The organism is Sarcina sp. DSM 11001 (genome assembly GCF_900101015.1).
Taxonomy (GTDB): Bacteria; Bacillota; Clostridia; order Lachnospirales; family Lachnospiraceae; genus CAG-791.
The window spans coordinates 25,908-51,149 of the sequence record NZ_FNFZ01000020.1 but is presented as its reverse complement, the minus strand read 5'-3'; the positions used below and the strand labels follow the sequence as shown (position 1 = coordinate 51,149).

Below are 25,242 nucleotides of genomic sequence, written 5' to 3'. Positions count from 1 at the left end.
CAAAAAACTGAAGTTCATAAAAAAAGTATACGGGTACAAAAAGGTATTTATAAAAAAGGATTTGTAAAAAAGGTGTTTGTAAAAAGGATTTCTGTATAATAGTTTTTCTGAAAAAAAGTATTTTTCTGAAAATAGTTTTTTAAAAGGTTTTTGTGAAAAAATTTTCTGTAAATAGTTTTCTGTAAAATAGCATTGGAGGAAAATGACTATGAAAAAGAAGTGGTACAGAATTTGTGCAGGTATGATCATCATCAGTCTGTTGTCTGCCTGCGGAGCCGCGAACACATCTCCGCAGACTCAGACCGGCACCGGAACAGAAGCTTCTGCAAAAGGCCAGGAAACGCAAGGCTCCGCTACGGCCCAGACTCCCGGGGATGAAAAATCCTCAGGGACAGACGCTTCTGCAGATCATCAGGAGACAGCGCAGGCAGGAGTTTCCTCTGCGCCGCAGGAGATTTCTCCGACAGGCTCGTCCTCCGCTCCACAGGAGATTTCCGCAACAAGTGCGACAACTGAAAAACTGCAGGCAGAGCCGAAGGAAACTCTGAAGCAGGTGATCAAAAATCACGACAGCTTCACCGACGATCTCAGCAGATGGAACGCAAAAGCGCAGCAGAGAGGCCGGAGCGCCTGGAATTCCAACCTGACACCTTCACAGGAGCAGGAGATCATTGATTCCATGAACGGGAATTTCAAAAGGGCCGTCCTGGCCAGGGCCTACGAAAGCATGGAAAGCGAGCATCCCGAGGATGAGAGGATCCTGTACCTGGGATCTCTCCTGAAACTGGAACAGATCTCCCGGGAAGAGGTGGACAAATATCTGCTGGCCAGAGCTTTATATGCGGAAAATCTGGAAAATGATCTGTGGAGCAGGATCTCTCCCATCGTTGAAAAGGCCGCCAAAGAACACCCGGAGCTTTTCCCGGAGCCGGAGATAGATTATTTATATGAGGACGCTGAGGACGGGATGGCTGCCCCCATGGCCATTGCGGGGGGAGCAGAAGAAATGGTGTATGAGGCTGCAATGTCTGCACCTGCGGAATCTGCGGAGACAGAACCGGCTTATTCCAAAGGAATGTCTGCGTCTGATATGGCAAATCTGGACGCTCCGGACGACGGTACGGCTGACCTGAACGGAATGCCCCAGCCCTACACAGCCGAATACAATGAAATCAAAGAAAATCCTTTCAAATCCGTCACAGCCTCCCCTCTGTCCACTTTTTCCATCGACGTGGACACAGCGGGATATACAAAGCTGAAATACGATATTCTGGACGGTTACGAAATTGAAAAGGATGAAGTCAAGATCGAGGAGCTGATCAACTATTTCAATTATGATTACAGCGGCGACCGCGTCGAAAACGAACCTTTCACAGTGTCCACCGAATACACCCTCTGCCCCTGGAACAATAAGCACGGACTCATCCGGATCGGCATCCAGGCAGACGATGTACAGGAGAAACCCGCCACCAATTTTGTCCTCGTGACCGATGTTTCCGGCTCCATGATGCTGATCAACAAGCTGCCCCTGGCGCTGAGTGCTTACGCGGACATGCTGGAAGGCTTTGATGAAAAGGACACCATCTCCATGATGTATTATGCCTCCGGGCAGGGCGTGATCCTGGAGAATGTCAGCTGCGATAAAAAAGAAGAAATCTACAAAGGCCTGGCCGAAGCGCTCACCCGGGCAGGGGGCGGCACATACGGGTCGCTGGGTCTGCAGACCGCCTATGAAATGGCGGAGAAAAGCTATATCGAAAACGGCGTGAACCGCGTACTGATCGCGACAGACGGTGACTTTAATATCGGCGTCACCAGCGAGGGCGCGCTGAAGGAGATCGTGGAGGCCGGAAGGCAGAAGGGCGTTTATCTGACCATTCTGGGTTACGGCTCCGAGAACCTCAAAGACAACAAAATGGAGGTCATGGCAGAAAACGGCAACGGCAACTATCACTATATCGGCGACATGACCGACGCCCGGAAAGCTCTGGTACAGGAAAGCGCCTCCACCCTGATCCCCATGGCGGACGACGTAAAGATCCAGGTGGAATTCAACCCTTCGCTCGTTCAGGAATACCGCCTGATCGGTTACGAAAGCAGGATCCTGAACGCGGAAGACTTTAACAACGACAAGGTTGACGCCGGCGACGTGGGTGCCGGAAAATCCGTCACAGCCCTCTATGAAGTGGTCCCCGCAGGCGAAGAGAACGTAACGGACACTCCCGACCTGAAATACAGCAAAACAGAGGCAGCCGGCGACACGGACGACCTCTGCACCGTCTCCATCCGCTACAAAGACATCAACAGCGGAAAGACAGGTTCTGAAAGCAGGCTTGTGGAAAAGCCTGTCCTCGCGGCAGACTATCATGAGATCCCGGATGCCAACACTGCCCTTGCCATCTCCCTGGCCGAGGCCGGCATGACCATCCGCGACAGTGAATACAAGGGCACAGCAACACTGACCAGCGCCGAAGCCATCGCGAAAGCAGTGGCAGCGGAAACCGGAAATGATCTCGCCCTCTCCTGGGCCGACCTGCTCCGGACACTGATCAGCCAGTCGGAATAATATCCCGCAAACTGAAATAAAAAACCGGGATAAAAAACTGAGATATAGAACCGGGAAATAAAACCGGGATAAATAAACTGAGATAAATTACTGAGATTAGTTACTGAGATTAGTTACTGAGATTAGTTACTGAGGGGCTGCCGCATAATGCGGCAGCCCCCTCAGACTGTCCGAAAACTGTCCCATACCGTATCTTACCCTTGGCTTCCACAACCGGGCAAGGGTCTACGGACAGTCTGTCCTCAAGATTCTCTCCCGCCACGGAATTCTCTTCTGTTTCAGGATTCTCTCCCACCACGGAATTCTCTTCTGTTTCAGGATTCTCTCCCGTCACGAAATTCTATTTATTCTGTCTCAAGATTCTCTCCCGCCACGGTATTCTCTTCCGTCTCAAGACTCTCTCCCGCTCCGGAATTGTCTTCTGTCTCAAGGCTATTGTCCATTTTCTTTGAAATAGTCTCAAATAAATAGGTCAGGAACTTCGACATGTTTTCGCCGGATTCCTCGTCTGAATAGACGAGCTCTGTCTTGCCTTCCTGATACTGGTGGACGGCATCGGCGATTCCCTCCGGATCAAACCAGGGAACATTGACGATATCCCAGATTGTAGGCATCATATTGAGATCCGGCTCTGTGGCTTTTTCGTTGGAGACGAATCCGCTTCCGTCGTCAGTTCCCAGCTTGAGCATGCCGGAATAGGCTGCGCAGTGACCATAAGCATCGATAAAGGAGCCAAGGACGCAGTCTCCGCCGCCCGGTTTGGTCCCTATGATCTTGGCCAGGCCGCCCTGCTGGGCGAAATAAGGCAGTGCATTGCCGCAGGAATAAGATGATCCGCTGCACATGATGTAGAAATCATACTGGCCGCCAAAGCCATCCTGATCATCAGCAATCCCGTCAAGATTTGTATCGACATGATAGTACTCTTCTCTGTAGTTTCCTGCCAGTATATCCCGGTCTGTGAACTTTACTTCTCCGTCTTCGGAGAGGAAGCCCAGGATGTACACCAGTGCGGCTGCGCTTCCGCCGCCGTTATCACAGATGTTGATAACGACGTTTTTGACCTCGTCATGCTTTTTGATGTCCTCAAAGCAATTGTAGAAAAAGGCAAAGCTGCAGGTTTCCTCATCTTCTTTTTTTACAGGATCCAGATAATAGGACGGCTCTCTTTCTAAAATGCTGTCCTTAAAGGCGTCAAAATAGATCACCGCGGTATCACCGGCGTAATCCAGTCTCTGGTCACCGTAATCCTCAGGTTTTGCCTGCGCGAGATAGCCTCCCCAGGCAATGAGAGGCACGACCTCCGGAATACTCAGGCCCTTCTCCAATAAGGCACCTATGATCAAATCCGTAGACATCTCAGTCTCTTCTTCCGGTATTTTCTCTTTTTCTTCAAAAAGCTCCCGGCCTTTGTCGGATTTACTGATCTCATCGACAACATCCTTCACATCGGATTTGTCGATCTGATCCATTGTGCCGAATACAGTATCTATACCGAGTACAGAATCATGACCGGAATCAAAAAGATAGTTAAAGAGCATGAACTCTGTTACGAGAGCCAGGTCAGGTCTGGTGGAGCACAAGGCCGGCTTTGCGTTCATTCTGGTAAAGTATTCGTCAAAACTCGAAATATTTTTCTCTTCCTTGTGGCCGAAGGTCAGATCCAGCAGCAGGCAGATTGAATAATATCCGTAGTCCGCATAAGCCTGGGTCGTCTTCGTTTTCTCACTGAAGGGTCCCGAATAGAGCGCCTTCGCGTAAGGGCTGTTTCTCGATGACGCATTCTCCTTCTGGGTCATGAACTGTTCCGCAGCGACCGCGTTGTAGTAGTCTCTTCCGTTATAAGCCAGTTCGTTCTGCATGATCATGCTTCCGAAGGTGTTCTGCAGCGCCAGGAAAGGCATCAGAATGTCATCTTCATAAGGAATGACAGGCATGTGGTATTCTTTGAGAGAGACAGTTACTGGCCTGGCTTCTGTCTGGACGGATTTATTCTTCACGGATCCTGTGGCCACATTGTATTCTTCTTTTCCGATGATGGCGCCGTCGATATCGCCGGCAGACCTGAGCCTTGCGGGATTGTCAAACCGGATCGTGTCCTCCGCGGGATCGATCACGGCTTCCGTTCCGTTCATACTGACCGTCATGATCCCGTTCTCCACAGCGGTCCTCTGCCTGCCCTCAAAGAGGAGCTCCAGATACTCGGACGCCTTGATAAAGGGGACATCTTCATATCCTTTGACGCCGTAAGTAGTGATCGTATCATAGGTCCCGAGTGTCAGTTTTTTGTAGACATGGCTGTCTTCCCATGTGACGGAAACATCCTCCGGGGATATCTCCGTGTCCTCCGCTGCGGCAGCCGCGGTTGAACCTGCTCCCGCGGCTGCAGCCGTACTGCTTTCCGCGGCGGTCTCCGCTCCTGTGGCAGCTGTGACCGTACTGCTCATGGAAGAGACTCCCCCGCCCTGCTCAGCACCTGCGGCACCTCCGGCCGAAGCAGCCGAAGCCTCTGCTTCCGCCTCAGCCGCTGTCTGCCCGCCGGCTGAAGGACTCTCTGAAACAGAGCTTCCGCAGCCTGCGGCAGAAGCGATCATGGCGATGGATAAGCCAATACAGATCAGGTTTTTTAATCGCATAATATTTTCACCTCCTGAATTCTGGAAAATCTGATCAACACTCCATTAAGCATCTGAATTCATGTTTTTCTTTTTTGTTTCACTTTTATTACACTTGTATTAGTATACCACTTTTCCCTGAAATTCTTTATAATTTGCATGATGATGTTTCGATATTTCCGAGGAGCATTCATCCAGTTGAAACCACTTTAATTGATGATCTGATATGATCATTCAAATGATAACCTGTTAATTTAAAAATTCTTCACCTGGTAATTATCCAATTACTCAATAGTCATTATTTTCAAACGGCGGTAAATACGTATGAAATTTTTTCACCTGTCAGATCTTCATCTGGGCAAAAGAGTCAATGGCTTTTCCATGATCGAAGATCAGAAATATATACTGCAGCAGATCACTGAGCTCGCTGACCGGGAGGCCCCTGACGCAGTGATCATCGCCGGGGATGTCTATGACAAATCCATCCCCTCCGTGGAGGCTGTCAACCTGTTTGATGACTTCCTGGTCTCGCTGGCACAGAGAAATCTCCAGGTTTTTGTCATCAGCGGAAACCACGACTCGGCAGAGCGCATCTCCTACGGCGGACGCGTCATGGAACAGAGCGGGATCCACATCTCCCGCCGGATCATCGGCGGCGGCTCCACTTCTTCCTCCGGCTCCGGCGAATACAGCGATTCTGATGGCTTCGCTTCTTTCGAAAATCCGGCAGAAAACCTGTCCGCTTCTTCATTGTCCGTTTCCTCATCTTCAGGCGGTACAGATCCGGGCAAAATCTCTATAGTCAGACTCGAGGATGAATATGGCGCTATTTATGTATACCTGATTCCCTATATCCATCCCTCGGTAGTCCGCGCGGCATGGCCGGAGGAGACAGTCGGCAGCTGGACAGAGGCCATGGAGGTCCTCCTTAGGCACGCGGACATAGATCCGGAGGCCAGAAACATAGCCGTCGCCCACCAGTACGTGACGGCGGACGGTGTCCGTCCCGAAGAAAGCGACTCTGAGCAGAAGCACATCGGCGGTCTCGACAACGTGGAATACAGCGTTTTTGACGCCTTTGACTATGTCGCCCTCGGGCACCTCCACGGACCGCAGCACATCGGACGCCCCACAGTCCGCTACGCCGGTTCTCCCCTCAAGTATTCTTTTTCAGAGGAAAATCAGAAAAAGAGCGTGACGGTGGTGGAGATCAGGAAAAAGGGTGATGTCGGGATCTCTCAGCTCCCGCTCTCTGTTTTGCGGGATCTCAAGACTCTTCGCGGAACCTTCGATGAACTGATGTCCCCAGAATATACCGCGGCGCTTTCAAAGGAAGACTACTACAGAGTGATCCTGACGGACGAACAGGATGTCGACCATGCGGTCTCCCGGCTCAGGAAGTATTTTTACACAAACCTCATGGAGCTGGACTATGACAACGCCCGCACAAGAGCACAGGGTGTGACAGATGCTCTGGAAGAAGCCATCGAAAAAGAGCCTGCAGAGGTCCTGGAGGAACTGTTCCTGAAGCAGAACGGCAAGGCAATGTCCGATTTTCAAAAAGACCTGGCTGCCCGGCTGATCGATGAGATCTGGAATACGACGTGACTCTGTCTGCCGTCGCCATTAACATTAACCATTAACATTAACAGGACCGTAAACGACAGAATAACCCTTCTTTTTCTGTCATTCACCCTGCATCGCATCGGCTGCCATCTTCCAATAACGAAAGAACAGAGCAGCCTCTTAAAGACACAGCCGGACAGAAGCATACAGACAGAAATTATGCAGGCAAAAACAATACAGGCAAAACAATACAGGCAAAACAATACAGGCACACCGGACCAGGGAAGAGGAAATATAAAAAATGAGACCAGTGACTTTGGAAATGTCCGCTTTCGGCCCCTATGCGGGCAAAGAGATCATCAATTTTGACAGGCTGGGGACAGAAGGCCTTTACCTGATCACAGGCGACACCGGCGCAGGCAAAACGACCGTCTTTGACGCCATCCGTTTCGCCCTCTACGGCGTCGCGAGCGGTGAGAACAGGGAAAAATCCATGCTCCGCTCCCAGTACGCCCTTCCGGAGACAAAGACCTACGTGGAACTTGTTTTTTCCTGCAATGGCAAAAACTATACGATCACGCGAAATCCGGCCTATGAGCGGCCCAAGAAGCATGGCGAAGGGACGACGTCTGAACCGGCGCATGTACTGCTGAAATGCCCGGACAGGGCACCCATGACCAAAGAGCGGGATGTGACAGACTATATCACCAGACTGCTGGGGATCGACAAGGACCAGTTCGCCCGGATCTGCATGATCGCCCAGGGAGACTTTCTCAAACTCCTCCTCGCCGACACCCAGGACCGCAAAAAAATCCTGCGCAATGTTTTCCACACAGAAAACTATCAGAAGCTGCAGGAACGGCTCAAGGCGGAGACCTCCAGAGCCAGAACAGAGTATGAGAAGCTCAGCCACAGCTGCCGCTCGGACATCGAGAGCGTAGACCCTTCCTGCAGTGAAGAACTCGGGACGATCTGGAAAGAAGAAGTCCTTGCAGAGAAAAAGAAATACGAAGAGATCCTCATCCTGATCGAGGCCATCCTTGAGCAGGACAGGCAGGCTCTGGAGGACTCCGAAAAAACAAAGAGCGAGCTCACAGAAAAAAGGGACGCCCTGAAGAAGCAGATCGAAGCAGCATTACAGATTGAGAAAAAAGAAGAGGCTCTTCAGAATCTGTCCTCGAAACTTGAAGAGGAAAAAGCAAAAGAACAGCTCCTGAAGGATGCGCTTCAAAAGGCAAAGGACAGGGAACCGGAGGCCGAAAAGTACAGTCAACAGGCAGCGATTGAGGAGGGTCATCTCCCGGACTATGACCACCTGGCAAGTGAAAAACAGGCACTCTCCGACTCCACCGGCCGGCATCAGAAAATGGCGAAGGAACAGACGGCAAAAACAAAGGAAAAAGAGAGCCTGAACAACAGACTGACAGACCAGATGGAAGAGCTTGCGGGCCTGGAAAAGGTCGGCGAGCAACTGGTCGGTGCCCGGGAAGAAGCGAAAAGGATCGAAGACAGGCTCGCGCAGGCAGATAAGCTGCTCGGCAGGATCAGAGATGCGGAAGAGGCAGACCGGAAAGCGCTGCAGAGCCGGGTCGATGAAAATCAGCAACAGCAGGAAATCTCACAGTATCAGGAACAGACGGAAAAACTCAGACAGGAACTGACAGGACTCGAAGGTGCAGAGCTCAAACTAATCGCCAAAAAGCAGGAACACAAGGACACCGCCGCCCGGCTGGATGAACTCAAAAACTTTAAAACAGAACTGCAGCGTGAAGAGACTCTGCGCAAAAAAGCGGAGGAACTGCAGAAACAGGTGCAGAGCACGGGCGAACAGATCAGAGAGCACAACGAGGAGATCAGCCATCTCAAAGAGGAAATAAGAGCGCGGCAGAATGCGGAGGCGGACCTGGTGTCCGCGGAAAACAGTCTGATCAGGCTGAAAGACCGCGCCGGCCTCCTGAAAGAACTCCAAAAGAATGAAACCAGCCTGAAAGAAGAGAACGACAAACTCGCACAGCTCGAAGAAGAAAAGAAAGAAAAGGCGCAGACCGCTTCCCGCTCTTCCCGAAAAGCGGAGGACCTTTACCAGCTCTTTCTTGCCGGCCAGGCCGGGATCCTTGCAGACAGGCTCAGACCGGACGAACCCTGCCCGGTCTGCGGTTCCACCCATCACCCGGCCCCCTGCAAACCGATGGAGAACACCCCCACCCAGGAGCAGGTCGATAATGCCAACAAACAAAGAGACCAGGATCAGAATGTATTTACTGAAATCTTCAGTGCATATGCCGCCCAGAAAAGAACAGTGCAGAATCTGACAAACCTGATCGACAATGCTTTTAAAAAGTTTCTGGAGGACGATACGGCAGAGAATTCAGGCGACAATACAGAAGGCATCACTTCAGAGGAGAATTCAGTAAACAACAGCGCAGCCGTTTCAGAAAAAAACTCAGACGGCAATACAGAAGACGCTTCAGATAAGATTTCAGACGATAATGCAAATGTCAGCAGCAAGAATGAAAATATCCCGACTTCGGAAGACCTTATCCGCATAAACCGCCGGGAGACCGCCGACGCAAAGTCCAGAAAAAAAGCTGCCGAACAGGCTGCCCGCGACAGAAGCCGGTTTGAAAAAGAACTCCAGACTGCCGACCAGATCCTGAAAAAACTGTCCGAAGAATTCACAAAAGTCAGTGAACAGGCAGCCGCCGGCAAACAGAGCGCGGAAACCCAGAAAAGGCTGTGTGTAACAACTGCCGAAGCTCTCAGTGAAAAACTATTTTCGTCAAAGATTTTTTCATCAGAAATTCTTTCATCAGAGTTTTTTACATCAGAGCCTTCTGCATCAGAGCTTTCTGATCCGTCCATCCTGAACAGAATCATCCATGCAGTACAGGATGTGCTTCAGGAAATCGATGAGGAAATCAGAAACCTGACCGTAAAGGCAGAGCGCAAAAGTGTCCTTGAAAAAGAACTCCCCCTGCGGGAAGACCACAAAAATGAACTCGCCAGGCAGCTGTCAAACCTGCACGGTCTGGCAGAGTCCTCCGCGAAATCCGCAGAGGAAAAATGGAACTTTGTCCGCAGCGGCACTTCCTCTGTCCTGGGAGAAGCTGCCGCCACTGCACTGCCGACAGAAGCGGAGGACTTCAAAAGCACCATCCGCCGGTGCGTGGACAGCAAAAAACAGGAGATCACCGCAGACCAGAGTTCCTGTAAAGTAAAGATCAAAACCCTTGAGGACATGGCGAAACGAAAAGAATTCCTCACCAAAGACAATGTAAGCCTCGGAGAACGTATCAATACTCTGACAGAGGCGATCAAGGGTCTGGACATCGAAATCGGGAAGGCGGTACAAAAGCAGGAAAGCCTCCGGCAGAACATCGATAACCTGCAGGAAAAACTGCGCTTTGCCGACAGGAAACAGGCAGAGGCCGAGATCCAGAATCTGAAGACAAAAAATAAGGAAATCCTGGAGGCCGTCCGTCAGGCCCAGGAAAATCTTCAGGCAGCGGAAAAAGCCGTCACTGAGCTCGAAGCACAGCACAAAGCCCTCAAGGCTGAGATCGCGGGCTCGCCCGTCTACGATCGAAAAGAAGACGAAGTCAAACTTGATGAAACAGAGAAAAAACTCAGGGAAAACGAAAAACTGGCTGCGGTCATCACCGGCAGGCTTAAGGTCAACGAAGATGCCCGCGGCAGGCTCCTGGATCACAGCCGGCAGGTCCTCGAAGCGGAGCAAAATCTCAGGGAGATCCAGGAGCTTTCCAATACCGCCTCCGGCGGGAGCGGACTCAGATCCAAAGTAGAACTGGAGACCTATGTCCAGATGTCTCTTTTTGACCGCATAGTCAGGCGGGCCAACAAACGGTTTGCCGTCATGTCCTCCAACCAGTATGACCTGCAGCGCAGCAATGCCATGAGTGCTGACGGACGGAGCCAGACCGGTCTTGACCTCGAAGTGATCGACCACTTCAAAGGAACGACCCGCAGCGTCAAATCCCTCTCCGGAGGGGAATCCTTCATGGCCTCCCTCTCCCTGGCGATCGGCCTCTCGGACGAGATCCAGTCCCACGCCGGCGGCATCCGCCTCGACACCATGTTTGTGGACGAGGGCTTCGGCTCCCTGGATCAGGACACCCTGGACCAGGCCATGAACGCCATGAAGGATCTCACCGAAGGAGGCGAGAGACTGGTGGGCATCATCTCCCACGTGAATGAGCTCAAATCCAGGATCGGAAAACAGATCATCGTGACCAAGACCAGAGAGAGCGGCAGCCACACGAAAGTGGTATCAGAAGACTGAAATTCAGACAAACATATCGGGCAAACCAAAGGTTTGCCCGATACAGTACGAATGCGGCAGATCTTGTCCTTGCTCCATTTTGCGAAACAGGGACAACACCTGCCGCATCCTTCATGCGGGGATTGCGGGTGATTCACGTGTGATGTCTGAAACAATCTGATTAAAAAAACCGCGGATCAATTTCCGTACAGCTTCTCCATCTTCCTTTTAATCTCTGAAAAATCGATTTCACATTTCCCTTCACTGATCGCGACGGGAATCTTTTCTTCGAAATCGTAGATTCGGGACACAAATGCCCCTTTCGGTTCTGTATACAGATTGACGATTATTTTTTTCTCATCAGGATTTACGATCCAGTACTCCCTGACTCCGGCAAACTGGTACTTTTGATTTTTCCAGAGCATATCTCTGGACTGTGTGGAAGGGGAAAGAATCTCCACCACCATATCCGGAGCCCCGTAAACCAGTTTTTTTCTGAGCTTCTTCAGATCACAAAGAACGATCAGATCAGGCACCACAATCGTTCTGTCATCCATGTCCAGCTGTACATCCGTCGGAGCAGCAAGGGCAAGGCAGGGAAGCTCATGCTCATCTATGCAGGAATTCAGAACCGTCAAAAGTTTCGCACAGATAAACTGATGTACTGTGGTTGGAGATTCCATCCGGATCAGACGTCCGTCAATTAATTCCCAGCGCTCACCCTCCGGCAGCGCCAAATAATCCTTTATCGTGTATTCCCCCTGCCCTCTTTTTTTCTTCCGGTCGGAATGCCACGCTTCTGAAGCCGCTGAATCCTGCACCAACCCCTCCTGACGAACAGAATCCGGAACATCCGTATATCTGGTTTCTCTCCTGTTCTCAGGGTATTCTCCACCTTCCTTTTCCATTGTTTTTCCGCCTTTTTTGTCCGTTCTGTCCAATCTAAATTCTCCCGTATCTCCCGTCCCTGAATACGTCTTTGTATGTCCTGTATCACATAGAACCTATATAAAAGCATTATACCGTTGAATGTTTTTTTAGTCAACGTATTTTGACATCACACCTCGCTGCAAAAGTGTTAGCTGCACAAGCGTTACCCAGACATTACAAGGCATTACAAACGCTTTCATCATGACTGTGCTTAACGACTCTGGTGTCCCTGTGCGACGTCCAAAAATCCCGTAGGGATCAGATTAAATCTACTGCTTCCGCGGCGTCGTGGTATACTGTCATCAGGCAGTCTTTCACTTTGTTTTTCAAAAATGTTTTTCAACATATTTTTTCAGCATATTTTTCAACTGATTTTTGTTTTGCTGCCGGCGATTTTGACAACTATCTTAAAGGTATCTGCCCCATGAACGATCTCGTGAGCGATCTCTCCTCCACCAAAAACACAAAAGCCGCACAGCGCACGATATTCCATGTGGATGTCAATTCCGCTTATCTGTCCTGGTCCGCTCTGAAACAGCTGCGTCTTTCGCCGGGAAGCGTGGATCTGCGCACGGTTCCCTCCGCGGTCGGAGGCGATGTCAGAACGCGCCATGGGATCATTACAGCCAAATCCATTCCGGCAAAAAAGTACGGGATCAGCACCGGAGAGCCGGTAGTAAAAGCCCTGCAGAAGTGCCCCCACCTGATCCTCGTCCCGCCGGATTTTACCACCTACCGGGAGTATTCCCGCCGTCTGATGGAGATCCTCTCGGAAGTCACACCGGTCCTTCAGCAGGTCTCGATCGATGAGGCCTGGCTCGACGTCACAGACCTCCTGCCCCCCGGGGACAGGAATGCTGCGGAAGCGCTGGCTCAGCACATCCGGCAGGAGGTCTCCGGCAGGCTGGGATTCACCGTAAACGTCGGCATATCCAGCAATAAACTCCTCGCAAAAATGGCCAGCGACTTCCAGAAACCAGACCGCACGCACACACTGTATCCCGATGAAATTTCTGAAAAAATGTGGCCGCTTCCCATCGAATCCCTCTATGGCTGCGGTCACTCCACCGCCCGGAAGCTCCGCCTCGTGGGAATCTCCACGATCGGGGATGCCGCTGCCGCCGATATTCAGATGCTACAGTCCCTGCTCGGCGAAAAGGCCGGCGCCTATATCCTGCGCAGCGCCAACGGGATCAGTACTTCTCCGGTAACACCTCAGAGAGACAAAGCCAAGAGCATCTCCAACGAGAGGACTCTCTCCGAGGATATCGGAAGCGACAACTTTGAGACAGACGGCCTCCCCGTGGTCAGCAGTCTCGCGCGCAAAGTGGCGTCCCGGATGCAGAAAGCCGGAGTCTCCGGGCAGACAGTCACTTTTCAGGTCAAAAGCACCGCTTTTCAGAGATATTCCCGACAGACCTCCCTGGAGGAACCTACTGACAGCGCAGACGAAATTGAAAGAGAAGCCCTGTATCTGGCGAAAGCCCTTCTCACAGACCCGGACGGTCTCTTTGCAAAAGGGATCTCAGTCCGCCTCATCGGCGTGGGCGTCTCAAAGCTTTCTGAAAAAAAGATGCAGCAGATGAATCTCTTCGACTGGGCTGCTCAAAACCTGGAGAAAGAAGAAAAAGAAAAGGAAAGCGAAAAGCAACTGGAAAAACAGTCCCGTCTGGATTCCATGCTGAAAAAGATCAACCAGCGTTATGGAGAAGGTACACTGGGCAAGGGCATGGCAGGGCACAGTTCTGAAGCCGATAAGAACTGAATTCCGAAACATTGCTGCGGATGGCAGGGAAAGCCCCCGCGGCTCCATTTTCGGAACTGCGGGGGCCAAATTAATCAGTACAGGTTATTGGGACGAAAGAATCAAAGCGGTGTATCAGCCGGCCTTGATCACCTCATACCGGTCACTGCCGATAACATTCATCATGTTGGCATACGGATCCATCTCGCCGCTCATAACCTGGGAGAAGATCCTTGCCGTACAGCCGGAGACCAGCGCCACGCCCTGCTCGTTCATCTTCACGGGCTGCTGCTGGCTGCGGGACTGGACATTCCAGAACACGACCCTCGGCAGCTTGTAGCCAAACTTTCTGTACAGGTTCTTTGCGTACTCAAAGTTGCTGACGGACGCACCGTGAGCACATGAGTCAAACTCCATGTCAGATACAATGTACAGTGTGGAGGGAAGCTGCTTTTGCGGCACGCGGTTCTCCACCGCAGTGTGCAGGATCAGCTCGAACACCGACTGCAGGTTAGTGTTGGCGCACTCATTGAAGGAACGGCAGTAACGAACCTTCTCCACGATATCCCGGCCCCTGATCTCCACAAGCTGCGGGGTCATGGAAAAAGTAATAAAGTGGTTGCGGAAGGCGCCCTGGTTCCGCTCCGCGAAATAAATCGCGAGAGACTGGGCCACTGCCGCCGGCTTCGGGCTGCCACACCAATACATGGAACCGGAGCCGTCCGCCACGACAAGCGCGTTCTCGTTGTTTGTAAAGTCCTCCAGCGCGTTCCAGGTCACATTCAGGGCCTCGCGCTCATTCTCGCCGGCATCATAGGCGGAAGCAACGATCTCATAAGGCATCAGCGTGCCGGTATGGAGCACTGCACTGCCGTCCTTTACCTGCGTCATAAACACCTGGTAACGTACCTGGTCGTTGCGCATAAAGGCGCGGCGGTACTTGAACATCGCCTTCGACGGCTGCTTAGCATAGTCAAAGCTGTAATCACGCTCGCGCAGGTTGTTCTCAATAATGAGGATCTGCGCCCGGAGCGCGGACAAGGCCTTGCGGTACTGCGCCTCGTTCATGCCGAAGGCGCGGGCAAGCTGCTTTGCCATGCGGACTGTCTCCGCATTGGAAGCGTTCACAGACGGCAGCCACTTGCCAAGCAGGGAAACCTGCTTACCGCTCTCCAACGCCTGCATGTCCGCCTGAAACTGACGATAAAGAACAGCCTTTGCGGCACTGCGGGCCGGAGTGTCCAGCAGGACAAGGTTGTCATCCCAACGGCCGTACTCCGCTATATAGGGCAGATTTCGTACCAGAGACGGCATCTCGTTCTCAGCCAGCCAGCGGATCAGCGTACGGAACACGGCACGCTCACCCAGGCCGCCCCGGATATCACGGGCATAGAAGAGAATCTTCATAGCCACATCCGGATCCTCGGCAAAGGCCCGCAGAAAACGATTCTCGATCTCCGCACTGCTGCGGGTACGCAGGGCACCGATGGTCGCGAACAGATTCAGACAGTCAGAACCGGTGCTGCGGGGCGTCACTGCGCCATTCTCCGTTACTGTCACATTTGCTGTCTTTTTCATGGCCTTCAGAAAATTCAGCATAATATTCTCTCCTCCTTTCCGTTTATTTATCCGGGTACACTCTTGACCCCCCGAATGACTCCTGCGAGATTCGAACTCGCATTTTCAGGCTGAGAACCTGAAGTCACTGCCATTAGACCAAGGAGCCATGGACAAGGCACGTTGTTCTGCCGGAAGCATTCCTCGCTTACGCAGGAGTCGAACCTGCTCCAAAACACTGTGAGAGAGTATTTGCAAAATCATTGCTGTACGTGCCTTTTGCCTTTCGGCAATTGTAATGTAACATATCTCCGATACCTCTTCCCGGAAAAAAAGTTGCGAACGAAATCACAAAGACAATATAATCACGGATTCTAATATTTGGTTTTTTCACATTTTTTAGTGCTCTACATTTTAGTGCTCCCTCATGAATGAATCGGTTTTTATAGGAAAATATAAGCAGATACGGCAGAGGCATTAAATAATCTGAAAGTACAAGTGTTCCCTGCCGATATAACAATTAGATATAAAGATTTCAGGAGATAATTGATACTCGGTAAAGTATTTGTTCCAGGAAGAAAAAAAGCCAGGCTTCCAAACAGGTAAGCCCGGCCTTACATATTCTAAATATCGCTTCACTTTTTTCGCAGCAGATTACAGTCAAAAACAAGGGCTGCCACTCATTCATATCTTCGGATCAGTTGTCAGAAAGAGGCTTATTGGATGCAGTAATGGTTCCTGTCGCTTTTTCTTCCACCATCACATTAAACATATAATTCCCAGGTTTGATCTCAATGTAAGCAATAGTTTCATTTTCAAAGTCAATATCTACCCCCGGCAATATGTCCCCTGGTAATATCCTCATTCCGGGACCACGATTCACATGATTCATGCTATAATAAATAGTGTCATCTCCATAAATATTTCTATTACAAGAAGAATTGCAGGAAGAATAACAGGCAGCAGGAGCAGCGATGCCCGGAGGAGTCGGAATGAGCATGAAAAGCATAAAAAGTATCTACAAGATCGGCCATGGTCCATCCAGTTCCCATACAGTAGGTCCTTACCGCGCGGCCCAGATCATGTCCCGGCGCTATCCCGACGCGGATGCTTTCCGCGTCACGCTTTACGGTTCTCTTGCATTTACGGGTGAGGGGCACGGCACAGGCAAGGCGATCAAATCCGCCCTTCCGTCCGCGGAGATCCTGTTTAATCGGGAAGAGCGGAATCTGCCCCACCCCAATACGATGCGTTTCGAGGCATTCCGGGACGGGCAGCTTCTGGGCAATACCCGGGTCTTCAGTATCGGGGGCGGGTCGATCCGTATTGAAAATGAGGTGTCCGAAGAGGATAACGAGATCTATCCGCAGCAGAATTTCTCGGAGATCCTGCAGGTCTGCCGAGAGGAGAATCTGTCGCTTGTCGACTTCATCTATAAGCAGGAGAATTCTTCTCTCCGTGAATATCTGAGTATGATCTGGAAAGCAATGAAGGCGTCTGTAGAACGAGGTCTGTGCGCGGACGGTGTCCTCCCCGGCGGTCTGAATGTCGCGCGAAAAGCCAGGCTCCTGTATGAGAAGCGCTGCTACAACGAGAGCGCGGATGTTACCATGAACCGTGTGATCGCTGCCTATGCCTATGCAGTCAGTGAAGAAAATGCCGATGAGAACATCGTGGTCACTGCGCCGACCTGCGGAAGCTGCGGTGTTCTCCCGTCTGTTTTATATTACATGAATATGGACCGCGGATTTCCTGAGGAAGAGATTCTTGACGCCATGGCTGTCGCCGGGCTTGTCGGAAACGTGATCCGCACCAACGCCAGCATCTCCGGTGCCGAATGCGGATGTCAGGCTGAGATCGGGAGCGCCTGCTGCATGACAGCTGCCGCGGTTGCCGCCCTCTTCAAACTGAATATAGACCAGATCGAATACGCTGCCGAGATCGCAATGGAACACAACCTGGGACTCACCTGCGACCCGGTGGGCGGTCTGGTGCAGATCCCCTGCATCGAGCGAAACGCCGTCGCCGCCATGCGTGCGATCAGTGCCGTCAATCTTTCACGGTTCCTGTACACCACACGGAAAATCTCCTTTGACGATGTCATCGCGACGATGTACCGCACCGGCCTCGATATGGACGAAAAATACAGAGAGACCTCACACGGAGGACTCGCCGTGATCTACCGGGGAAAATAAGCACGTAAAAACAGATTACACGTAAAAACAGTTTATAAGAAAAGGCTGCTCAAAAAAGCATTCTGTCAAAATAGCAGGACTCTTCCGCATCTGTTAGTGACTTTTTTTCAGGAATCACTAATTTCGGGAAAGATAACCGCAACATACTACTGTTTGCAAAAGAACCAACAGCAGTTCATGAAAAGAAAATACTTTTTCCTGCTGATCAACGGGCTTCAAAAGACTTTTCTTTTTCGCACTTTTCTTTTTCTTTCAGTTTTTTTATAATGGTTTTATCGACAGCAATTCTATTTGCAATTGCAGTATATATTGACTTATATTCCAGTAATCACTGGCCATTTCATGATGATACCCATAGTCATTGTCATTTTGCATATAATCTCTAAATATAATCACAAAATAACACCACGAATATAATCACTGACTTAATCACCAAATGAATCGCTTACTATAGAACTAAAGAAACAAAAGCATAAACTTACAAACCACAGACAAATCAGAAAGGAATGGAACATTATGCCCAGAAAGAAAAAGGAAGAGGAAATTGTTTCGGTCGAGAATGCAGCAGAAGTAACCGCTGAAACAGCTGCTGAGACAGCTGCAGAAGCTCCTGTTGAAAAGCCGAAACGCGGCCGCAGAAAAAAAGCTGAAACTGAAACGGCAGCTGCAGAGGAACCGAAGAAGACGACCCGGACAAGAAAGACAGCTGCCACTAAGACCACAGACAAGAAGACCACGACTAAGAAGACTACGGCTAAAACTACGGCTAAGAAGACCACAACGCGCAGGAAAAAAGCAGAAGACCCGGAAGCAGCAGCTCCCGTGGAGGCAGCTGTCGAAGCTGCCGCTCAGGCGCCCGTTGAGGCTCCCGTGGAAGCAGCAGTTCCTGCAGAAGCTGTTGCTGCAGCTCCCGCTGAGGCGCCTGTTGAGGCTCCCGCAGAAGCACCTGCCGAAGCTCCCGTCGAGACCCCCGTCGAAGTGGTCGAAGAAGCTCCTGCTCCCGAACTTCCCCAGCCCAGGAGGAGCATCGCTTTCATCGGCTCGGAGTGCTATCCGTTTGTCAAGACAGGCGGTCTGGGAGATGTCATGTATGCGCTTCCCAAGGCGCTGATCGGGCAGAACTGCGACGTCAAGGTTATTCTGCCCAGGTATAAATGCATTCCTCAGGAATATCAGGACAAGATGGTCTACGTAGGCGCTTTTGATATGGATCTGTGCGCGGACGGAAAGAGCTATTATGTCGGCATCATGGAATATGTCTGGGACGGCGTCGTGTATGACTTTATCGACAATGAGGAATTTTTCAGCTCGGGAAATCCCTACACCAACCTGATCGACGACATTCCGAAGTTCTGCTATTTCGGTAAGGCTGCGCTGGCGGCGCTCAACTATATGAACTGGATCCCGGATGTCATCCACTGCCACGACTGGCAGGCAGGTCTGGTGCCGGTCTATCTGCGCACCCTGTTTGACGAATCGCCCGTCGCAAGGTCGAAGGTCATGATCACGATCCACAACCTTCGCTTCCAGGGTCTCTATGATATGCGTATGATCAAGTACTGGTCTGGTCTCCCGGATTATGTTTTCAACAAGGACGCGCTCAAGCAGGGCTACAATGATGCCAATATGTTCAAGGGCGGTCTCACCTATGCCAACATGATCACGACCGTGAGCGGCACCTATGCAGATGAGATCCAGACACCCTTCTACGGAGAAAACCTGGATGCGCATCTGCGCTATCATTCCAGCAAGCTCCGCGGCATCATCAACGGTATTGACTACGGCATGTGGGATCCCGCCACAGACTCCATGCTGGCAGTGCCCTATGATCTTTCCAATGTTCTCGATAAAAAGAAAGCAGACAAGCTTGCGCTCCAGGAGGAGCTGGGCCTTGAGAAGGACGAAGGCAAGTTTGTGATCGGCCTGATCTCCCGTCTGACCAATCAGAAGGGCCTCGACCTGATCAACGCCATTATCCCGGATATCATGGACGGCAATACACAGCTCGTTATTCTGGGAACCGGCGATGCCGTGTACGAAGATGCCTTCCGCTATTATGAAAACGCCTATAAGGGCAGTGTCTGCTCCAATATCATGTACGATGAGGGCAGGTCCCACAAGATCTATGCAGGCGCGGACGCCCTCCTGGTGCCTTCTCAGTTTGAGCCCTGCGGACTCACACAGCTGATCGCCATGCACTATGGAACCGTTCCGATCGTCCGCGAGACCGGCGGACTCAAGGATACGGTCGAACCCTACAATGAGTTTACAAACGAAGGCAACGGATTCACTTTTGACAGATATGAAGCGGGACTCCTTCTGGACGCGATCAACAGGGCAAAGACACTGTACTTTACCAACCGCTACTGCTGGGATGAAATGGTACAGCGCGACATGGCCAAGGATGTCTCCTGGGAGAACTCCGCGAAACAGTACCGAGCTCTCTATGTGGAGATGACCCAGTAATTTTCACAGCGAAGACAACCGCCTGTGCACAGAATTTCCACGCATAGACCCTCTGCTTACAGGATCTCCGCAAGCAGGGCTCCTGTGCACAAAATTTCTACACATAGACCCTCTGCTTACAGAATCTCTGCAAGCAGGACTCCTGCGCACAGAATTACTGAGTAATAGGGTAGAGGCTGCCATGCCGCCCTCTACCCCCGACCGGCCCGTGTTCGCTGTAAGGCGAAAAAATACATTGCACGGGCTGTGTCATAAAAAACAGCCTGTTCAGTTTGGAATTTCAAAAACTGAACAGGCTGTTTCTAATCGCTTCCCTCGCCGCTTATCTCCAGACGCTTATCTCCAGAATCTCCTTCGGAGACGGCGGATATCCTTCAGGTAAAACTCATCAAAGTAATGGTGTCCCCAGTCAATAAAGCTTGTTCCCGGAATCTGATCAGCTATCTCCCGGCAGATGTTTCTGGCCAGTGTATCGCTCTCATAGGCCTGTGTGAGCACCATCCTTAATATCCCGCCGGTTTCACAGGCCACTATCCATAAGGGGTAGGAATAGCTGCCGGCGCAGGCCGTCACGGACGCAACATACGGGTCGATCTCATCCCCGAAACGGACCTTTCCGGCATATGAAATGCCGTATGTATAGATCTCCCTGTCTATCTTCCGGCCGCCGTTCGTGATCATGCGCGTTCTGATCCCGATCGGCAGGTGCTTCTGAGCAACTGCCATGATGGCATCCCTGGCATATTTTACTTTCACGTAAAGGTTTTCCGGCTGGCTCTGGATATCCAGAATGCTTCGCAGGTACATCGACCGCTCATTCAGATCATAGCGGTCCATCTTTTCCGTATAAGGAATGGGGAAATTGGATGACGAGTTCCCGCTGTTTTCGAAATGAAAGATCGGGCGCAGGTCAACCGGGGTATAGCCGACAATGATCTTCTCCCCGACTTCATAGGTTTTGCGGATCGCGCGTCCCATGAAAGCCTGGATCGTCGGTACGACAGAGCTTTCGTTTCCCCTTGAAAGGGCAAGCAGCGGGTCCAGAGGAACATCTATTTCACAGATGTGCTGCATGGTTGTCTTTTTCCCGAAGTTTTCTTCCGGAATATGGAAAATGTCATGTTCTTTGGGATCAAACATTCCGAGCGGCTCTCCGGGCGCTCCCGCTTCAATAATGTTTTCAAAACACGGAATTGCATCTCTGCTGTCAGGCTCAGGCAGCTCTATCTCTGTCTTGCCCAGTTTGTGGAAATAAAACTTTAATATGGTGTTCAGGAATGCGCAAAATCCGCGAAAATCCGAAAGTCCGTGGAAAAAATGCAGCGTGATCATTTTCTCACTATAGGTGGCATAGAGCATCAGCCCCTTTGTCTCAGCCGTACCCATATGCCTCACGCGGCCGTCCTCCTTGAACAGGGGGGGATTCTTCACGTCACAGACCGCCGCCTGGAACATGCCCCGGACAATGACCGGGCGGATCCGGAAATTGGTATGGACCCGCAGAGCGTCTCCCAAAGCAGCCTTTAATGCCCGCGGAACCACTCTTTTGGCGAGGGTACACTGGACCTCCACCACAGTAGGCTGTTTCCCGATACGGAGCCAGTAAAAGAGTTCATCTGAAAAAGGTATAGATCTGATCTTCATGTCAATTTTCCTGTGCTGTCAAAAATCACACAGTTTTCTTCACTTATTATGTTTTTACGGCTGTCTCGTTTATGCTTCTTCGGGAGCCTCGTCCACATCCATCTTGGCGCGGACGATCTTTTTGGTGGCATTTTTGACAAACGGGAACTTGCGCACTTTCAGGGTGGTGATGGCGCGGTAGAGGGGCTGGGTCCTGTTGTAGTCGTCCAGGATCTTCTGCAGCTGCGCCGCGACGTCTTCAGGAGAAAGTCCTTTGGCTTCCACAACGTCAGGGTCCGGATAGATCCGGGCCGCAAGTCCGTTTTCCTCGCCGCTGATGACGACTTCCCCGACCAGGTCGTGGGTCAGCAAAGTATTCTCGACCTCCTCAGGGGAGACATTTTCTCCGTTACTGAGGATGATGAGGTTTTTCAGGCGGCCGGTGATGTAGAGGTAGCCGTCTTCATCCATGCTTCCGAGGTCGCCGGTGCGGAGCCAGCCATCGGAGAAGGCTTCTTCGGTCTCTTTGGGCATCTTGTAATAGCCCTTCATGACATTGGAGCCTTTGACCTGGATCTCGCCGTCGACAAAGCGGACCTGCATATTGGCGAGGACTCTTCCGACGGAGCCGGGCCTGTTGCCGGTCTGTCCGTTGGTACTGATCGTAGGGGAGCATTCACTCATCCCGTATCCTTCACAGACCTTGATCCCGTACTCCTCGAACAGATGAATATAGGCGGGATCCAGATGAGCGCCGCCGGAGAAAATGTATTCAAGATTTTCTCCCATCAGCTGCTTTCCAATCTCGGGTTTGGGCAGGTCGGACTTAATGGCACCAAGCCTCTTGCCGATGGTCTCGATCATGAGCGGCACCATCAGAAGGACCTGGGGCTTCACGATGCCGATGTTCCTGACCATGTGAAGCAGGGAGTCATTGATATAGAGGGTCGCTCCCAGGGAGAAGCCCTTAAGCCAGTCCATGACCAGGCAGTAGGCGTGGTGGATGGGCAGCACGGAGAGCATCGTCGTCCCGGGGTCAAAGGTGACGACCACGTTCGTCACGTCATCATAGAGATTCCGCTGGGTCAACATGACGCCCTTGCTCTTTCCGGTCGTGCCGGAGGTAAAGATGATGGTGCAGACATCATCGGACAGCGGGCGTTTGTCCTCCGGAACCGCTGCTCCGTCTTCTCCGGAGATGAATTCCGCGAAGGAGACAATGGAGGGGTCCTCCGGGGACGGTTTCCCGTCAAGGACCACAAACAGACGCACTGCCGGACAGTTTTCTTTGACAATGTCGATCATCGATGCCAGTTTCGGAGCGATGAAGAGAGCCTCGGAATCCGAGCGGTTGATCAGATCACAGAGTTCCATAGGCGGGAGCATGGGATCAAGAGGCACAGCCGTGATCTTTGTGCCGACGATTCCCAGATAGGAGGCGATCCACTCATAAGAACTGGTACCGATCATCGCCACCTGTTTTCCTTCAAAACCGTTCTTCAGAAGGGCTCCTGCGATCTTGTTCCTGTCTTCGTTCAGCTCCCGATAGGACTTCTCGGGGATCTGTTTCTTCACGATCCACCGAACTGCCGGATAGTCGGGATATTTCGCTACAGTATTTTCCAGCAGACCTGCAATGATATGTCCATCATCCATACTTTTTTCCTCCTATGTCCGTTAAAGGCGATTTTAACCGTCTCCATTATCCATCTGGCTGCGGACGCCAGTCTGACTGGCTCCCTATGGAAATATGCTGTTGAAAATATGCTTTTAAATATATGCTTTTAAAAAAGCTTTTGATTATGCTGTCTCTTCTTAACCGATTTATTCATCAAAAAGCGTGTTCATATAATCCAGAGCTTCACCGATCGTCGTAATACGGATGGCTTCCTCCTCATCCAGCTCTACGTCAAAGGTATCCTCCAAATCGCCCAGATAGGTCATGAAGCTCAGGGAATTAAAACCGAGGTCCTCGCGGAAGCGCATATCCTCTGTAATCTCCGACGGTTCCTTATCACAGTACTTTGCCACAATTTCCAGAAATTCCTGCTTGTGATCCATGATGAATCCTCCATTCTTTATTGTGCTGCTTTTTATTGTGCCGCTTTAAATGTGCTTCTTTTTATTGTGTCCCTTTTATTGTGTCATTATTGTTATGTTTTTCTTATTGTATATTACTATATATTTATCTTTATTAAATGGTACTGAAAAGTTCTTACACGGTACTGATCAGTTCGCCGATCGTGACATCCGGTTCATCCACACCGCGGAACATCATCTTCATCATGTAATAATACAGCCTCTGAATGTCATCATAGGACAGAACGGCTTTCTGATAATGATAATCAAAGATGAGACCGCCGTCATTCGAGCTGTGGGTGACGGTCAGGTAGATCCTCTTCGTGGCAGCGCCGTTGGGATACCAGACGGAACGCGTATTGATCCCTGCCAGATGCTCATTCTGCATCCGGACAGGCATGGGCTGATAGGTCAGGGACATGGAGATATACTCCGTGTTATCCGGCGCGCCATAGAGCTCCTTCAGCATCTTATCCACCGCCACCGGGTCGTAGTTGCAGTGGAGATAGATCTTATTCTGGACGTTCTGGATCTCATACAGGGCATCCAGGAATTCCGTATCCGGGCTGATGATGGTGCGCAGCGGGAAGGACAGCACACGGCTGCCGCCGCAGGTCCACTCCGCCTGTGTAGAGCGGCGTGAGACGAAATTCCGGAGGGTGATGTCCTCCTGGCCGCCGTTTGCCTTGGAAAGGTAGGTCCTCATGGTGAGGAGGATCAGGTTGGTCATGGACACGCCGTGCATCATGCAGAAGTCCATCAGTTTCTGAGTGGCTTCGGGCTCCAGGTGGAAGTCCGCCACACCCACAGACCGGTCCACTGTCTCCACATCCGCCGCGCGGAGGGATTTGTTCCCGTGCTTTTTCCGGGACTCCTGCAGGATGCGGGAACCCTTGATATCGGAATAGATAGGTTCCCCGTTCTCCGTCAGGTAATCATGCCAGAATTTCTCGTCTTTGGCCCGGCGCTTTTCGTTTTTCGCCTTTTTCAGGTCACTGATCAGAACTTCTTCGAAGGAGGCAAGGGGCTTTGGATACTCGGAGCCGAAGCGATAATGGCAGTAGAGCTCCATAATGTCATTGACCATCACGATGAGGCCGGAGGAATCTACGAGGCGGTGGTCAATGTGGATGTACATGCCGTTGTAGCCTTCCGGCATCCGGACCATGGTGATTTCCACCATAGGGATCTCCGGCGCGTTAAACTCCTCATACGTCTTTTCCTGTAAAAAGGCGTCCGCTTCCTTCATGGTGAGGTTGGAGAGATCCATAAAGGGGACGTCCCGGTCATCCCGTTCCGCAATGTACTGCTGTACAAAACCGTTCTCATCCGGGGCAGTGAACCGGAGACGAAGGCACTCGTAACGTCTGAATTCGTCCTGTATGCATCTCTTGAGCAGATCAAAATCGATCTCTGTCTGCAGACCGGAAAAAATACTGATGTTGCAGCAGCGCTGGGTGCCGGTTTCCCGAATAGGCAGATACTGCAGCATCTGACCTACGTCCAGGGGATAAAGTTTTTTATCCATGGTATTCCTCCTAATTGTTTATTTTATCGGACTTCCAGACCTGTCCTCAGGAACAGTTCCTAACTTCCATTCACAAGATTCCTTCCGGTGCCGG

At 51.2% G+C, this 25,242-nt stretch carries 14 protein-coding genes and 1 tRNA gene; 6 read left to right on the top strand and 9 right to left on the bottom strand.

Translation table 11 applies throughout. The features are described from left to right. The first annotated feature begins 208 nt into the window (after positions 1-208). Positions 209-2,566 carry a vWA domain-containing protein gene (locus BLT02_RS11325; protein WP_175453799.1) on the top strand — a complete coding sequence of 786 codons (2,358 nt, stop codon included), beginning with the start codon at positions 209-211 and terminating at the stop codon, positions 2,564-2,566. 344 nt (positions 2,567-2,910) lie between these two features. On the opposite strand, the gene BLT02_RS11315 is transcribed toward BLT02_RS11325, so the two are convergent. Then, on the bottom strand, positions 2,911-5,202 hold the full coding sequence (locus tag BLT02_RS11315; RefSeq protein WP_092995331.1) for a S41 family peptidase: 2,292 nt from the start codon (positions 5,200-5,202) through the stop codon (positions 2,911-2,913). 303 nt (positions 5,203-5,505) lie between these two features. Between BLT02_RS11315 and BLT02_RS11310 the strand changes: the two genes are divergently transcribed. Then, complete coding sequence (locus tag BLT02_RS11310; protein WP_092995328.1) at positions 5,506-6,789, top strand: exonuclease SbcCD subunit D; 1,284 nt, start codon at positions 5,506-5,508, stop codon at positions 6,787-6,789. A 259-nt stretch (positions 6,790-7,048) separates the two neighbouring features. Then, positions 7,049-11,047, top strand: coding sequence for an AAA family ATPase (locus tag BLT02_RS11305; protein ID WP_092995325.1), 3,999 nt, complete (start codon positions 7,049-7,051; stop codon positions 11,045-11,047). 176 nt (positions 11,048-11,223) lie between these two features. Here the strand turns inward: BLT02_RS11305 and BLT02_RS11300 are convergent, their stop codons facing one another. Further along, entirely contained in the window at positions 11,224-11,934 is a 711-nt protein-coding gene (locus tag BLT02_RS11300) for a Uma2 family endonuclease (RefSeq protein WP_139187588.1), read from the bottom strand. A gap of 446 nt (positions 11,935-12,380) precedes the next feature. Here BLT02_RS11300 and BLT02_RS11295 point away from each other — a divergent pair, with 446 nt between their 5' ends. Then, positions 12,381-13,721 (top strand): DNA polymerase Y family protein, encoded by a 1,341-nt coding sequence (locus BLT02_RS11295; RefSeq protein ID WP_139187586.1) that lies wholly within the window; start codon positions 12,381-12,383, stop codon positions 13,719-13,721. Positions 13,722-13,835: 114 nt separating this feature from the next. Here the strand turns inward: BLT02_RS11295 and BLT02_RS11290 are convergent, their stop codons facing one another. The 3 genes from BLT02_RS11290 to BLT02_RS16865 form a co-directional block, all read right to left on the bottom strand. After that, positions 13,836-15,299: a DUF2828 family protein gene (locus BLT02_RS11290; RefSeq protein ID WP_092995316.1), complete on the bottom strand. Its 1,464-nt coding sequence runs from the start codon at positions 15,297-15,299 to the stop codon at positions 13,836-13,838. Between the two features lie 55 nt (positions 15,300-15,354). Further along, positions 15,355-15,426: transfer RNA gene (locus BLT02_RS11285), tRNA-Glu, on the bottom strand. 528 nt (positions 15,427-15,954) lie between these two features. Continuing rightward, positions 15,955-16,266 carry a hypothetical protein gene (locus BLT02_RS16865; RefSeq protein WP_139187584.1) on the bottom strand — a complete coding sequence of 104 codons (312 nt, stop codon included), beginning with the start codon at positions 16,264-16,266 and terminating at the stop codon, positions 15,955-15,957. Here BLT02_RS16865 and BLT02_RS11275 point away from each other — a divergent pair. Both BLT02_RS11275 and BLT02_RS11270 read left to right on the top strand, forming a co-directional pair. Next, the gene (locus BLT02_RS11275; RefSeq protein WP_092995417.1) at positions 16,256-17,452 is read left to right on the top strand and encodes an L-serine ammonia-lyase; all 1,197 of its coding nucleotides are present in this window, start codon (positions 16,256-16,258) and stop codon (positions 17,450-17,452) included. The genes BLT02_RS16865 and BLT02_RS11275 overlap by 11 nt on opposite strands. A gap of 516 nt (positions 17,453-17,968) precedes the next feature. Then, positions 17,969-19,918, top strand: coding sequence for a glycogen synthase (locus tag BLT02_RS11270; RefSeq protein ID WP_092995311.1), 1,950 nt, complete (start codon positions 17,969-17,971; stop codon positions 19,916-19,918). Positions 19,919-20,254: 336 nt separating this feature from the next. On the opposite strand, the gene BLT02_RS11265 is transcribed toward BLT02_RS11270, so the two are convergent. From BLT02_RS11265 to BLT02_RS11250, 4 genes are all read right to left on the bottom strand, one after another. Further along, positions 20,255-21,562: a hypothetical protein gene (locus BLT02_RS11265; RefSeq protein ID WP_092995308.1), complete on the bottom strand. Its 1,308-nt coding sequence runs from the start codon at positions 21,560-21,562 to the stop codon at positions 20,255-20,257. 69 nt (positions 21,563-21,631) lie between these two features. Further along, positions 21,632-23,197 carry an AMP-binding protein gene (locus BLT02_RS11260; RefSeq protein WP_092995305.1) on the bottom strand — a complete coding sequence of 522 codons (1,566 nt, stop codon included), beginning with the start codon at positions 23,195-23,197 and terminating at the stop codon, positions 21,632-21,634. 168 nt (positions 23,198-23,365) lie between these two features. Then, a complete protein-coding gene (locus tag BLT02_RS11255) occupies positions 23,366-23,602 on the bottom strand; it encodes an acyl carrier protein (RefSeq protein ID WP_092995302.1) in 237 nt (78 codons plus the stop codon). A 154-nt stretch (positions 23,603-23,756) separates the two neighbouring features. Continuing rightward, positions 23,757-25,148, bottom strand: coding sequence for a condensation domain-containing protein (locus BLT02_RS11250; protein WP_092995299.1), 1,392 nt, complete (start codon positions 25,146-25,148; stop codon positions 23,757-23,759). Between the last annotated feature and the right edge of the window lie 94 nt (positions 25,149-25,242).